At 69.6% G+C, this 13,247-nt stretch carries 11 protein-coding genes and 1 pseudogene; 8 read left to right on the top strand and 4 right to left on the bottom strand.

Annotated elements, in window-relative coordinates; all coding sequences use genetic code 11:
• Window positions 1-238: 238 nt before the first annotated feature.
• The 8 genes from ACX25U_RS02400 (at window position 239) to ACX25U_RS02365 (ending at window position 8,696) form a co-directional block, all read left to right on the top strand.
• On the top strand, window positions 239-1,411 hold the full coding sequence (locus tag ACX25U_RS02400) for a CaiB/BaiF CoA transferase family protein (protein WP_454388602.1): 1,173 nt from the start codon (window positions 239-241) through the stop codon (window positions 1,409-1,411).
• A 39-nt stretch (window positions 1,412-1,450) separates the two neighbouring features.
• Entirely contained in the window at window positions 1,451-2,320 is an 870-nt protein-coding gene (locus ACX25U_RS02395; RefSeq protein ID WP_454388600.1) for a MaoC/PaaZ C-terminal domain-containing protein, read from the top strand.
• 89 nt (window positions 2,321-2,409) lie between these two features.
• Window positions 2,410-2,757: a hypothetical protein gene (locus ACX25U_RS02390; protein ID WP_454388598.1), complete on the top strand. Its 348-nt coding sequence runs from the start codon at window positions 2,410-2,412 to the stop codon at window positions 2,755-2,757.
• A gap of 28 nt (window positions 2,758-2,785) precedes the next feature.
• Window positions 2,786-4,642 (top strand): 2-oxoacid:acceptor oxidoreductase subunit alpha, encoded by a 1,857-nt coding sequence (locus ACX25U_RS02385; RefSeq protein WP_454388596.1) that lies wholly within the window; start codon window positions 2,786-2,788, stop codon window positions 4,640-4,642.
• A complete protein-coding gene (locus tag ACX25U_RS02380) occupies window positions 4,635-5,687 on the top strand; it encodes a 2-oxoacid:ferredoxin oxidoreductase subunit beta (RefSeq protein WP_454388594.1) in 1,053 nt (350 codons plus the stop codon). The genes ACX25U_RS02385 and ACX25U_RS02380 overlap by 8 nt, the downstream gene beginning before the upstream one ends.
• 170 nt (window positions 5,688-5,857) lie before the next feature.
• Window positions 5,858-6,469, top strand: coding sequence for a hypothetical protein (locus ACX25U_RS02375; RefSeq protein WP_454388592.1), 612 nt, complete (start codon window positions 5,858-5,860; stop codon window positions 6,467-6,469).
• Window positions 6,470-6,491: 22 nt separating this feature from the next.
• Window positions 6,492-8,009 (top strand): pyruvate, phosphate dikinase, encoded by a 1,518-nt coding sequence (locus ACX25U_RS02370; protein ID WP_454388590.1) that lies wholly within the window; start codon window positions 6,492-6,494, stop codon window positions 8,007-8,009.
• Window positions 8,010-8,039: 30 nt separating this feature from the next.
• Window positions 8,040-8,696, top strand: coding sequence for a histidine phosphatase family protein (locus ACX25U_RS02365; protein WP_454388588.1), 657 nt, complete (start codon window positions 8,040-8,042; stop codon window positions 8,694-8,696).
• A gap of 340 nt (window positions 8,697-9,036) precedes the next feature.
• Here ACX25U_RS02365 and ACX25U_RS02360 read toward each other — a convergent pair whose 3' ends face one another.
• The 4 genes and pseudogenes from ACX25U_RS02360 to fabG form a co-directional block, all read right to left on the bottom strand.
• Entirely contained in the window at window positions 9,037-10,026 is a 990-nt protein-coding gene (locus ACX25U_RS02360; protein WP_454388586.1) for an MBL fold metallo-hydrolase, read from the bottom strand.
• 277 nt (window positions 10,027-10,303) lie between these two features.
• Window positions 10,304-11,331, bottom strand: a pseudogene (locus ACX25U_RS02355) (LLM class F420-dependent oxidoreductase).
• Window positions 11,332-11,524: 193 nt separating this feature from the next.
• Complete coding sequence (locus ACX25U_RS02350) at window positions 11,525-12,061, bottom strand: MarR family winged helix-turn-helix transcriptional regulator (protein WP_454388584.1); 537 nt, start codon at window positions 12,059-12,061, stop codon at window positions 11,525-11,527.
• A gap of 375 nt (window positions 12,062-12,436) precedes the next feature.
• On the bottom strand, window positions 12,437-13,198 hold the full coding sequence (fabG, locus tag ACX25U_RS02345; protein ID WP_454388582.1) for a 3-oxoacyl-ACP reductase FabG: 762 nt from the start codon (window positions 13,196-13,198) through the stop codon (window positions 12,437-12,439).
• Window positions 13,199-13,247: the final 49 nt, after the last annotated feature.

Here is a 13,247-nt window from a genome sequence, read left to right as displayed (position 1 = left end):
TGCCGGCCCACTGTGAACCGCTGTCTGAAGCCGAGACTCACCGACGTCTGCCCGGAGGGCGTATCCGGTCAGCCCTGGACGACCGAGTGCCGGGACCTCGGCAGGAGGGCCGGGGAGCCCCCGGTTCTTGCCGGGACGGGGCAAAGCAATCGATTGACAAATAATCTATGTGTAGAGCATTTTGGGGTCGTGCTGCGTGCAGTCGGCGGCGGTGACTGAATCGGAAGGTGGATGGCGCATGGCTGACCAGCAGGGGCCGGGGAGCGACCGCGCCGCGACAGGGCCGTTGAACGGCCTGCGGGTGATCGAAATGGGCGGAATCGGTCCGGGCCCTTTCGCGGCGATGCTGCTCGCTGACATGGGGGCGGAAGTCGTGCGAATCGACCGGCCCGGGCCGGTGGCGGAGGAGCGCACCGTAGCGGCCGACGTCCTGCACCGGGGACGCCGCTCCGTCGTCCTGGATCTCAGGCGCGAGGAGGCGGTCACCGCACTGCTGGAACTGGTGGACAGGGCGCACGTGCTCATCGAGGGGTTCCGCCCGGGGGTGATGGAGCGACTCGGCGTGGGGCCCGAGGAGTGCCTGCGGCGCAACCCCGCGCTGGTGTACGGGCGGATGACCGGCTGGGGCCAGGAGGGCCCCTGGGCCTCCATGGCAGGCCATGACATCAACTACATCGCGCTGGCCGGTGCCCTCCACCCGCTCGGCCGGGAGGGAGAGCCTCCCGCAGTGCCGCTCAATCTGCTCGGTGACTTCGGGGGAGGCTCCCTCTACTTGGTCTCCGGCGTGCTGGCGGCGCTGTGGGAAGCGGGTCGCTCCGGCCGCGGCCAGGTCGTCGACGCCGCGGTGGTGGACGGCGCGGCCTCGCTCACCGCCATGCTGCACGGCATGCTCGCGGTCGGTGCGTGGACCGATGAGCGCGGCGTCAATCTCCTGGACACCGGCCGCCCCTGGTACGACGTCTACCGGACCGCGGACGGTGGCTGGATGTCCGTCGGCCCCCTCGAGAAGAGGTTCTACGCCGAGTTCGCCGCCCGGCTGGGCCTGCCGGAGCACCTGGCTCGCCGCCTCGGGCCGGAGGCATGGCCACAGCTGCGGTCCGCGATCGCGGCCGCCTTCGCCGGCCGCACACGCAAGGAGTGGGAAGAGGTGTTCGCCGGCAGTGATGCCTGCGTCGCACCCGTGCTCAGCCTCAAGGAAGCCACTGAACACCCGCACCTGGCGGCCCGGCAGACCTTCGTCGAGGTGGCAGGGGTACGGCAGCCGGCACCAGCCCCGAGGTTCGACCGCACCCCGGCCACCATTCAGCTCCCGCCGGTCCGACGCGGCCAGCACACCCGCGAGGTGTTCGACCGCTGGGGCGTGGACGGCGTCGAGGAACTCCTCGCCTCCGGCGCGGCCACCCAGATCTGACACCAGGTGTCCCACTCATTCCCCTGAACAGGAGCCCTGATGACCATCGACGCGAACAGCCTCGGAGCCACCTCCGGCCCCAAGCACGTCACGTGGACCGATCGTGACACCCTGCTCTACGCCCTCGGCCTGGGCGCTGGAGTGGAGGACCTGTCCCTGACCACCGAGAACTCGCACGGCGTGCCGCAGCAGGTGCTGCCGACCTTCGCGGTCATCGTCGCCGCGGGGTTCGACGTGCTGCCCAAGGTCGGGCAAGTGAACTGGGGCAAGCTGCTGCACGGCGCCCAAGAGGTCCGGGTGCACCGGCCGCTGCCGCCCTCCGGTGCGCTCTCCGTGGTGTCCGAGATCACCGGCCTGCAGGACAAGGGCGAGGGAAAGAACGCCGTCGTTGTCCTGACGGGTCGTGGGAGCGACCCGGAAACCGGCGAGTTGGTCGCCGAGACCGTCACGACGCTCGTGCTGCGCGGTCAAGGCGGCTTCGGGGGACAGCCGGGGGAGAAGGCCGCCCACCCGGGCATTCCGGACCGGGACCCGGACATCCGGATCGCCGAGACGACCGACGAACGCCTTCCCCTGATCTACCGCCTCTCCGGCGACCGCAACCCCCTGCACAGCGACCCGTGGTTCGCCCGGGAGAAGGCCGGGTTCCCCAAGCCGATCATGCACGGCCTGTGCACGTACGGCATCGCGGGTCGGGCGCTGGTGCGGGGCCTGTGCGACGGCGACACGGCGAAGCTCTCGGTGATCGCGGCCCGGTTCACCTCTCCGGTCTTCCCCGGCGAGCGGCTGAACACCCGGATCTGGCGCACGGGCGCGAGGACGGCGGTGTTCCGCGTCGAGGCGAGCGGCCCGGACGGTGCGGACCACCGTGTCGTCCTGGACGAGGGCCGGGCCGAGCTGCACTCCTGAGCAGCGCGAGCAGCCGGTGCCTCACATCGGACGAGCGGATGAACGGAAGGACACCCACCGGTGCGCATCCTCTGCACGCTGCACGCGGGGTGCAGCTGCGGTTGGGCGCCGACGTGGTGTGGGACGAGCAGTTGAAAGCCGTCGGCACGCAGGAGATGTGCGCCATCGGCGACGTCGCCCGGTGGCACAACCCCCGCTACGGCGAGCGGATCCGGGTCGAGCACTGGACCAGCACGGCCGACCGGGCCGTCGCCGTGACCAGGACGCTGACCGGTGTGCCGACCGCCTGCGACGCACTGCCCCAAGTCCGGCCGGACCAGTTCGACAGGCGGCTGCAGGCCGTGATCGGCCGGGGCGTCGTCAGGCCGTTGCTGCCCTCCGGTCGGCGCCACCGGAGGGCGCCTCATGGAGCGAGGCTCTGGCACTGGCCAAGGTGACAAGTGACAAGGAGCAGGTGGTACGGCGATGAATTCCGAGATCAAGGCCCTGGACCGGGTTGTCATCCGCATCGCGGGCGACTCCGGCGACGGCATGCAGCTGACCGGTGACCGGTTCACCCAGGAGAGCGCGGCGTTCGGCAACGACCTGGCGACGCTGCCGAACTTCCCGGCCGAGATCCGGGCACCCGCCGGAACGGCGGCGGGGGTCTCCTCCTTCCAAGTGCACTTCGCCGACCACGACATCCTCACCCCGGGCGACCGCCCCGACGTGCTGGTGGCGATGAACCCCGCGGCGCTCATGGCCAACCTGGCCGACCTGCCCGCGGGCGGTACGGTCATCGTCGACACCCACGAGTTCACCGACCGAGCCCTGGCCAAGGTGGGTCAGGCGACCAACCCCCTGACCGACGGTCGGCTGGAGCACTTCACCGTGCACGCGGTGAACCTCACCCAGCTGACCCTCGACGCCCTCGCGGCCGGCGAGCTGTCCTCCCGGCTCGGGCGCAAGGAGGCGAGCCGGAGCAAGAACATGTTCGCGCTCGGCCTTCTGTCGTGGATGTACTCCCGCCCCACCCAGGGGACACTGGACTTCCTCGCCAAGCGGTTCGCCGGCAAGCCGGAGATCGCCGAGGCGAACATCGCCGCCTTCAGGGCCGGCTGGAACTACGGCGAGACCACCGAGGCGTTCGGCGTCGCCTACGAGGTCAAGCCGGCGGCGCTGCCGCCCGGCACGTACCGCAACATCACCGGCAACGCCGCCCTCGCCCGCGGACTGGTCGCCGGGGCGTGGCGGGCCCGGCTGCCCCTGTTCCTCGGGGCCTATCCGATCACCCCCGCCTCCGACGTGCTGCACGAGCTGTCCAAGCAGCAGCGGCTCGGAGTGAAGACCTTCCAGGCCGAGGACGAGATCGCAGCCGTCGGTGCCGCCCTGGGAGCCTCCTTCGGCGGAGCGCTGGGGGTGACGGTCTCCTCCGGGCCGGGCATCGCGCTGAAATCCGAGACCATCGGCCTGGCCGTCTCCCTGGAACTGCCCCTGGTGATCGTCGACGTGCAGCGCGGCGGCCCTTCGACAGGGCTGCCGACCAAGACCGAGCAGTCCGACCTGCTGCAGGCTCTGCACGGCCGCAACGGCGAGGCGCCGGTGCCGGTCGTGGCACCCCGCTCTCCGGCGGACTGCTTCGACGCCGCGATCGAGGCCGTTCGGATCGCCACCCGGTACCGGACGCCGGTTTTCCTGCTGTCCGACGGCTACCTGGCCAACGGGTCCGAGCCCTGGCGCGTCCCCGACTTGGCGGAACTGCCCGACCTGGCCGTCGAGTTCGCCACCGCACCCAACGGGCCGGACGGATCGTTCCTGCCCTACCTGCGCGACCCCGAGACCCTGGCGCGACCGTGGGCGGTGCCGGGAACCCCGGGCCTGGAGCACCGCATCGGAGGCATCGAGAAGGCCGACCGGACCGGTGAGATCTCCTACGACCCCGACAACCACGACCACATGGTCCGCACCCGGCAGGCCAAGGTCGACGGCGTCGCCGTCGGTCCGACCGACCTGGACGACCCCACCGGCGACGCGTCGCTCCTCGTCCTGGGCTGGGGGTCGACCTACGGGCCCATCGGCGCCGCCGTGCGCCGCCTGCGCCGCGCCGGCCACGCCGTGGCGCAGGCGCACCTGCGGCACCTCAACCCGTTCCCGGCCGACCTCGGTGAAGTCCTCGCCCGCTATCGGCGGGTCGTCGTCCCCGAGATGAACCTCGGCCAGCTGGCCGGCCTGATCCGATCCCGCTATCTGATCGACGCCCTGAGCATCACGCAGGTGCGGGGCCTGCCGTTCCGCGCCGCCGACCTCGCCGAGGCACTGCAAGGAGTGATCACCGATGACTGACACCGCCGTACCGGCGAACCGCACGCGGCTCACCCTGACCCCCAAGGACTTCAAGACGGACCAGGAGGTGCGCTGGTGCCCCGGCTGCGGGGACTACGCCATCCTGGCCGCGGTGCAGTCCTTCATGCCCGAACTCGGCGTTGCCCGGGAGAACATCGTCTTCGTCTCCGGCATCGGCTGCTCCTCCCGGTTCCCGTACTACATGAACACCTACGGGATGCACTCCATCCACGGCCGCGCCCCGGCCATCGCGACCGGCCTGGCCGCCTGCCGCCCCGACCTGTCGGTATGGGTGGTCACCGGCGACGGCGACGCGCTGTCCATCGGCGGCAACCACCTCATCCACGCGCTGCGCCGCAACGTGAACCTGAAGATCCTGCTGTTCAACAACCAGATCTACGGGCTGACCAAGGGCCAGTACTCGCCCACCAGCGAGCAGGGGAAGATCACCAAGTCGACCCCACAGGGAGCGCTGGACCACCCCTTCAACCCCGTCTCCATCGCGATCGGCGCCGAGGCGTCCTTCGTGGCCCGGACCATCGACTCCGACCGGAAGCACCTGCAGTCGGTGCTGCGGGCGGCGGCCGCGCACCCGGGCACCGCGCTGGTGGAGATCTACCAGAACTGCAACATCTTCAACGACGGGGCCTTCGACGCCCTCAAGGACCGCGAGACCCGCGGCGACGCCATGGTGATGCTCGAACACGGGCAGCCACTGCGCTTCGGACACGACGGATCGCGTGCCGTGGTCCGCGACCCCGCCACCGGAACCCTGCGTGTCGAGACGGGCGTCGCCGCCGACGACCCGCGAGTGGTCGTCCACGACGCCCACAGCGACGACCCCGCCTACGCCTTCGCGCTCTCCCGGCTCGGCTCCGGCGAGCCCGGCTGCACGCCCATGGGCGTGTACCGTTCCGTCACCCGGCCGACCTACGAGCGCCAGCTCAGCGACCAGATCGAGCAGCAACAGCACGGCAAACCCCCCACCGATGCGGACATCACGGCCCTGATGCGGGGCAACGACACCTGGATCGTGTCCGCATGAGGCCGGACAGCCTCAGCGGGATCGTCCCTGAACCTCCGTCACAGGGTGGGGCGTTCCCTGCCCGGACTCTGTAGGTCTCAGGCCCTGTTTACGTGGTGGACATCCGACAGTAACGACAATACTCTAGCCATCAAACATTGCGATCTAGAGTAAAGGCGGGAGGCAGGCGCATGGCTGAACTGCTCGTGCTTCAGGCGGCGCGGCTCAAGGGGCGGATCAACGCCGATACGGTGGCCGCTTACGGAGCCATCCCGGTTGCGGAGGCTCAGACCCGGATCGACGCCCTGCTGGACGCCGGTCGGGTCAAGCAGGCCGGCACATCGGTCCGGATCACCCCAGAGGGCCGGGAGCGGCTCGCCGAGCTCCTCTCCGAGGAGAGGGGCACGATCGCCCAGGCCGCCCTGCAGCAGGCCTATCACGAATTCGACGACTTCAACAGTGAGCTGAAGGCGATCATCACGGCCTGGCAGATGAAGGACGGCGAGACGCCGAACGACCACACCGACAGTGCGTACGACCAGGGCGTCATCAAGCGGCTCGTCGCACTGCACGAGGGGTTCGCGCCGCTGCTCGCACGCATCGCGGCAGCAGCCCCCCGGCTGGCGTCCTACCAGGGGCGCTTCGGGCATGCCATCGATCAGGTGCAGCGTGGCGACCATTCGTTTGTCGCGCGACCGATCACCGACAGCTACCACACCGTGTGGTTCGAACTGCACGAGGAACTCATCGGGTTGCTCGGACTGAGCCGCGCCGACGAGGCCGCGGCCGGGCGCGCGGTCTGATGCGCAGAACGGAGTGTCGACGATGAGTCTGTTGTGGATGGGCGAGCACGACGACCTCGACCGTGAACTGGTCGGCGGCAAGGCCCACAGTTTGAACCGGATGCACGCGCTCGGGCTGCGGGTGCCCCCCGCATTCGTCCTGACGACGGACGTCTGCAGGCGCTTCTACGCCGCGGGTGGCGAGCTGGACGCGGAGATCACAGCCATGGTCCGCGATGCCGTGCGGTCCATGGAGGAGCGCACCGGACGCCGGTTCGGCGGAACGGAGCGGCCGCTGCTCGTCTCGGTCCGGTCCGGTGCCGCGCGGAGCATGCCGGGGATGATGGACACGGTCCTCAACCTGGGCATCAACGCCGAGGTGGAGCGGGCGCTGTGCGCGCTCACGGGCGACGCGGCCTACGCGGCGGACACCCACCGCCGGTTCGGCGAGCAGTTCGAACGCGTCGTCGGGACGAGCGCCCCGACCGACCCGTGGGAGCAGCTCAACGCTGCGATCGGAGCCGTGTTCCGGTCCTGGATGTCACCGCGAGCGGTCACCTACCGCAAGCACCACGACATCTCCGACGACGGCGGCACCTCGGTGACCGTGCAGGCGATGGTGTTCGGGAACCTCGATGAGACCTCCGGTACCGGGGTCCTGTTCAGCCGCAACCCGCTGACCGGAGAACCGGTTCCCTACGGTGAGTGGTTGCCCCGCGGCCAGGGCGAGGACGTGGTGTCGGGCCGGTACGACCCGCTGCCGCTCGCCGCGCTCGCCGAGCAGCTGCCGGACGTCCACCGCGCCCTGCTGGACGCGGCCGCTCGCCTCGAAGCGACCGGCAAGGACGTACAGGACATCGAGTTCACCGTCGAGTCGGGACGCTTGTGGCTGCTGCAGAGCCGGGCGGCCAAGCGTTCGCCCGACGCAGCCGTCCGACTCGCCGTCGCCCTGCACGCCGACGGCGTGCTGACCACCGACGAGGCGCTGTGCACGGTGACCCCGGAGCAGGTGACCGCGGTAGGCAAACCTCGAGTCTCCCCGGAGGCGAAGGCATCCGCACCCCTCCTGGCGCGTGGTGAGCCGGCGTGTCCGGGAGTGGGTGTCGGACGGGTCGTGCTCGACGTGGAAGAGGCGGAGGACCTGGCGGATTCGGGTGTGGACGTCGTCCTGGCCCGGCCCACGACCGACCCCGACGACGTCTCCGGCATGATCGTTTCCTCGGCCATCCTCACCGAGATCGGCGGTTCCACCTCGCACGCGGCGGTGGTGAGCCGGGAGCTCGGCGTACCGTGCGTCGTCGGCTGCGGGAGCGGAACGCTGAAGGCCCTGGTCGGCCGTGAGGTCACCGTCGACGGTTCCACGGGTGAGGTGTTCGAGGGCGCCCTGGCACTCGCACCGTGTTCGGAGTCGGACAATCCCGCGCTCGCCACCGTCGCAGGCTGGGCACGCGCGCGAGCGCCGCACGCGGAGGGGACGCCCGCGGAGATCGTCGCTGCCGCCCGTCAGGTGATCGCCGAGGAAGCCGCTGCCCAGCCGGGCGCGGTGCTGCTGACCTCATGACGACCGACGACCACGTGAGGAGGACCTGAGATGGAGCTGACCATCGTGCGCCACGGGGAGCCCCAGCGGGGTCTGGAGGGTACCGACCGGGCGGACCCCTGGTTGAGCGACCGTGGGCACGAGCAGGCCATCCGGGTCGCCCGCCATCTGCGGGAAGAGGCCCCGTACCAGGCGCTGTACTGCTCCCCGCTGGTGCGGGCCAGGCAGACCGCCGACCACATCGGCGAGGCACTGGGACTCGCACCGATGGTCGACGAGGGCCTGTCGGAGTTCGACCGGCACGCCCCGGAGTATCTGCACTTCGAGGACCTCAAGGCAGCCGATGATCCCCGTTATCGCGCATTCCTACGGGGTGACCTGAGCGCTTGGGGCACTGACGCGGCCACCTTTCGCGCCGAGGTCCTCGAGGCCATGGACCGGATTATCGAGCGGCATCGCGGTCAGCGTGTCGTGGTCGTCTCCCACGGCGGCGTCACCAACGTGTTCCTGGGAACGATCATCGGACTGGACCGGCTTTCGTTCCACGCCCCCGAGTACACCGGGATCAGCCGGGTCATCGCGGGAGGCCCGGGCAAGCGCGGGCTCGTCAGCGTCAACGAGACCGCGCATCTGCGCGGTCTCCCGGCGGCCGCCCGTACAGTGGGCACCGCCTCGCCCCATGGAGACAAGGCTCCGACATGCGCGTGACCGTGAACGCGGACCGCTGCCGCGGCTCCGCAAACTGCGTCGGCATCGCACCCGAGGTGTGTCCCACGATGGTGATCGAGATCGGGAACTGACCCCGAGCCCGGTCGGCGGCAGTCGACAGGGCTCGGGGTTCACGAGTGGACAGTGCCGCAGCACTTCCCCCTTCGGCCCCAGGCCGCTGGTGAAGACGGCCCATCCCGTCCCTCCGGGGAAGGGCCCGGAAGGAATGAGGCGCCCCGCGGTGCATGCGTGCGACGGTTGACCGGCCGTCAGCTGCAGGGCGAGGCGCCATCGGGCCCCTTTCGGGCGCAAGGAGGCCGCAGAGCAGTGCTCGGCGTGGTCACGCACCCATGTACAGCACACCGGTTCCGTCCCCGGCGTGCTTCCGGGCCAGCCGGCCGCGCTCGACCAGCAGGGCCAGGTGGGCAAGGGTCTCGGCCAGTGCCGCACGGCGCATCATGCCGTGGACGGCTTCCCAACCGCGGGACCAGGTGAGCCGCTCCGCCACCTGCCAGGTGGTCGCAGTGCCGAGCGCTCCCACAACGGTGAGGATCTCCGTGCAGCGGTCCTCATGATGGGAGCGCAGGGCTCCGGCCCGGGAAGCCAGACCGCGGAACCGGTACTCGTGGGCGGGCAGAGCCTCGGCCGAGCCATAGCCCGCCGTTCGCTCCAACGACTCCAGGTAGATGCCCAGCGGGGGCTCGGGGCTGAACGGGTGCAGGCCGATGTTCGGACTGATGCGGGGCAGCACGTGGTCACCGGTGAGCAGGACGTCCTCGTCCCGCTCGTACAGGCACAGGTGGCCAGGGGTGTGCCCGGGCGTCCACACAGCGGTCAGCCGCCGCCCCGGCAGCGGGACGGTGTCGCCGTCCTCGATCAGCAGGTCCGGCTCCGGCATGTCCATGAACGGAACCATGCCCTCGGCGTCTCTGACCAGTTCCGCGACTGCGTCGGCCGGTACGCCCACCTCCAAGAGCCATGAGTGGTCAGTGCCGTCGGCCTCCTCCGCGTGCCACACCCGCGAGGGAAGTGAGTCGCGCTCGGCCGGATGCATGGCCACCCAGGCGCCCGAGGCCTCGCGCAACCGCGCGCTCAGGCCGTGGTGGTCGGGATGGACGTGCGTCGCCAGGATCCCGGTGACATCCCCGGGGGCGGCACCCGCTGCTTTCAGTCCTTGCTCCAGCGCCGCCCATCCGGCATCGGTGTCCCAGCCCGGGTCGACAACCAGCAGGCCGGCATCACCGGTGAACAGGTAGCACAGGGTATAGCGCAGCGGGTTGTCCGGGATCGGTACCGGTACGGACCACAGACCCGGGCGCACCTGCTCCACAGGGGGATCTGTGTGGGCCCGCCACGCATTTCGCTGTGCGATTCCGGTCACCTGCATGCATCCACTCCTCTGCCTCGTATCCGCGACGCACAGCGGCGGCGCCACGGTCAGGCGCGGATGGGACGAACACACGGCTGGTCGGCCTTGTGTGACGTGCCCTGCGGGAACACCGCCGACCGCGCCGGCCTGGACACCCGTCCCGCCTGCCTCCGTCGGAACACCGCCTCAGTTTCCCATCGGGGCGACGAAGCAGTTACGGGCCGGGCCGTATGACGGCTTACAGCCAGCTCCTGACCTTCTCGATCAGCGCGGCCGGATCGGACCCGATCGGGGCGACGTTGAGCATCGTCACCCCGGCCTCACGGTAGGCGGCGACACGTTCGCGTACGAAACCTTCGGGTCCGACCAGGTTGGTCAGGTCGATCGACTCGTCCGGGACGGCCGCTTCGGCTTCCTTCTTCCGGCCGGAAAGGTACAGGTCCTGGATGAGCCGGGCCTCTTTTCCGAAACCGCACCGGCTGACCAAGTCGTTGTAGAAGTTCTTGCCCTTGCTGCCCATCCCGCCCATATACAGGGCGAGTTGGGGACGAGTGAGGTCGCGCAGCGCCTCCCGGTCCTCACCGATCGCGAGGGTGTCACCGGCCACGATCTGCAATTCGCCCAGTTCGGCCGGGCGTCGTTTCCTGCCCTCGGCGATCGCCGCGCCCCAGGTCTCCTTGGCGCATTCGGGAGGGAAGAACAGCGGCAGCCAGCCCCCGGCCAACTCGGCGGCCGGTTCGACGTTCTTCTCTCCCAGCGCTGCCAAGTAGACGGGGACGGACTCACGTACCGGTCGGGTGAGTATCTTCAGTGTTTCCCGAGTCTCGTGCCCAAGCCCGGCGCCAGCGGTACGCGTACGGTCTTCCCGGTGTGGTCGACGACCTCGCGCCGCCATGCCCGGCGGCAGATCTCCACGACGTCACGGGTACGGGCGAGCGGCCGGTCGTACGGCATGCCGTGCCAGCCCTCGATCACCTGCGGGCCGGATGTGCCCAGGCCGAGCAGGGCGCGGCCGCCGGAGACGGCGTCCAGACCCGCGGCGGTCTGCGCGAGCAGTGCGGGTGTGCGTGAATACACGTTGAGGATGCCGGCGCCGATCTGCAGGCGCTCGGTGCGTGCGGCCAGGTGGCCCAGGAGGGTTGGTGAGTCGAAACCGTACGCCTCGGCGACCTGGACGGCATCGAGCCCCGCCTTCTCCAGGGCGACCGCCTCGGCGATGATCGTCTGCGGGTCACCAGCATACTGCAGAGGCATGCTGAGCTGCACGGGGAAGTGTGCTCCTCGGCCAGGGCGCAGATCACGCTCTGCTGTGCGCGCACATCCGCGGCGGGCTGCGGCTTTCTGTGCGGGGCCTCTTGGTTCTTCTTCTCGTCGGGCTTGCACAGCTCAGCGTTTTGACAGTGTCAATATAGTCGCCTACTAGACTATCGTCAAAGGGTGCCGGCCGGAGATTCGACGGTCAGCGTGGCCGGCCCGTGTCCCCGGCGGCGGTGCGAAGGACGGACAACACGCCCATGAGCGCCTTCAAGTCGGCCTGGGTGCTCCCCGGCAGCCCGAATTCGACTGCGTCCAGCGCGACCGTGGCCTCGTGGACCAGGGTCCGTCCGGCATCGGTGATCGTCACGCATGTTGCGCGGCGGTCCGTGGGGTGCGGACTGCGGTAGAGAAGCTTCTTCGCCTCGAGGCGGTCCGTGGCCAGGGTGGCGGTTGTGGCGTGCACCATGAGGTTGCGGGCCAGGCTGCTGATGAGCCGGGTTCCGGCCTCGCTGAGTTGAAGTGTCATCAGGAGGAGGTAGTCGGTCATGTTGAGACCGTGTTCCCGGAGCTTCCCCTCGACCAGGTCGACCATGATCCGCTGGTAGCGCAGCAGCGAGGACATGGCGAGGAAATGTTGCTCATCTCCGTCGAGTCTCTGCTCTCGCCAGTAGTGCTGGGCCCAGTCGACCGGATCGGTGATCGTGTCCGGAGTCGGAGACGCCGTGCGGCGGGCAGCCATTCTGTCTCCCTTCTCGCCCCGTCCGCCGAGGGTGCGGGTCCGGACCCCGTGGTGAGGGGAACCGTTTCCGTGGGCTCCTCGGACTGGATTAAGCGGATGAATCAATTATAGATTGCTGGAGTAACCGACTCAGCTTACCGCACCAGGTCCGGGCTGGTTACCGCTTTCGGGAAGAGGGCTTCCGACCTTCGTCATGCCCCATGAGGCCGCCGGTGCCTGGTGGGGACCGCTTCCGAGCAGGGCGAGGAGGGCAGCGATGGACCGCGGATGTGCTGGGACAGATGCCAGCCGGTGGCGCAGAGGGGCCGTTTTCCCGGGGCCGACGTACGGCAGCCCCCTGCGCCGGCCACGAAGACGCCGGTCCGCGTCCGCGCGTCACACTTGGGGTCCTCCGGCAGCATAGATGACCTGGCCGGAGACGAAGGAAGCCTCCTCGCGGACGAAGAAGGAGACGACGGCTGCGATGTCCTGGGGCTGCCCCACCCTGGCGACCGCGGACTGCGCGGCGGCAGCGGCCATGAACTCCTCGAAGGGCACACCGAGCCGTTCGGCGGTGGCCGCGGTCATCTCGGTGGCGATGAAGCCCGGCGCGACCGCATTGACGGTGACACCGAACTTCCCCAGCTCGATCGCGAGCGTCTTGGTGAAGCCCTGCAGGCCGGCCTTCGCAGCGCTGTAGTTGGCCTGACCGCGGTTGCCCAGAGCGGAGATGCTGGAGAGGTTGACGATCCGCCCCCACTTCGCCTCGGTCATGTACTTCTGGGTGGCGCGGCTCATCAGGAACGAGCCGCGCAGATGGACGTTCATCACCGCGTCCCAGTCGTCGGCGGTCATCTTGAACAACAGGTTGTCGCGGGTGACGCCGGCATTGTTCACCAGCACGGTCGGTGCGCCGAGTTCGTCGGCCACGCGTGCCACTGCGGTCTGGACACCCTGCTCGTCGGACACGTCGACGCCGACCGCGAGCGCCTTTCCTCCGGCCGACTCGATCTCCTGCACGATCGGCTTGCAGGCGGCTTCGTCCAGGTCGAGAACCGCGACGGCGAAACCGTCATGACTCAGCCGCTTGGCGACGGCGGCACCGATGCCGCGTGCTCCGCCCGTGACGATGGCGGTGCGGATGTTCTCTGTGTTCACTCCGACTCCTTGGGGTTGTGCGGTGTCTGGCTGATGTTCAGGCGAACCG

The sequence above is a fragment of the Streptomyces sp. JNUCC 63 genome (assembly GCF_054366325.1).
This window is presented reverse-complemented; position numbering and strand designations above follow the sequence as displayed.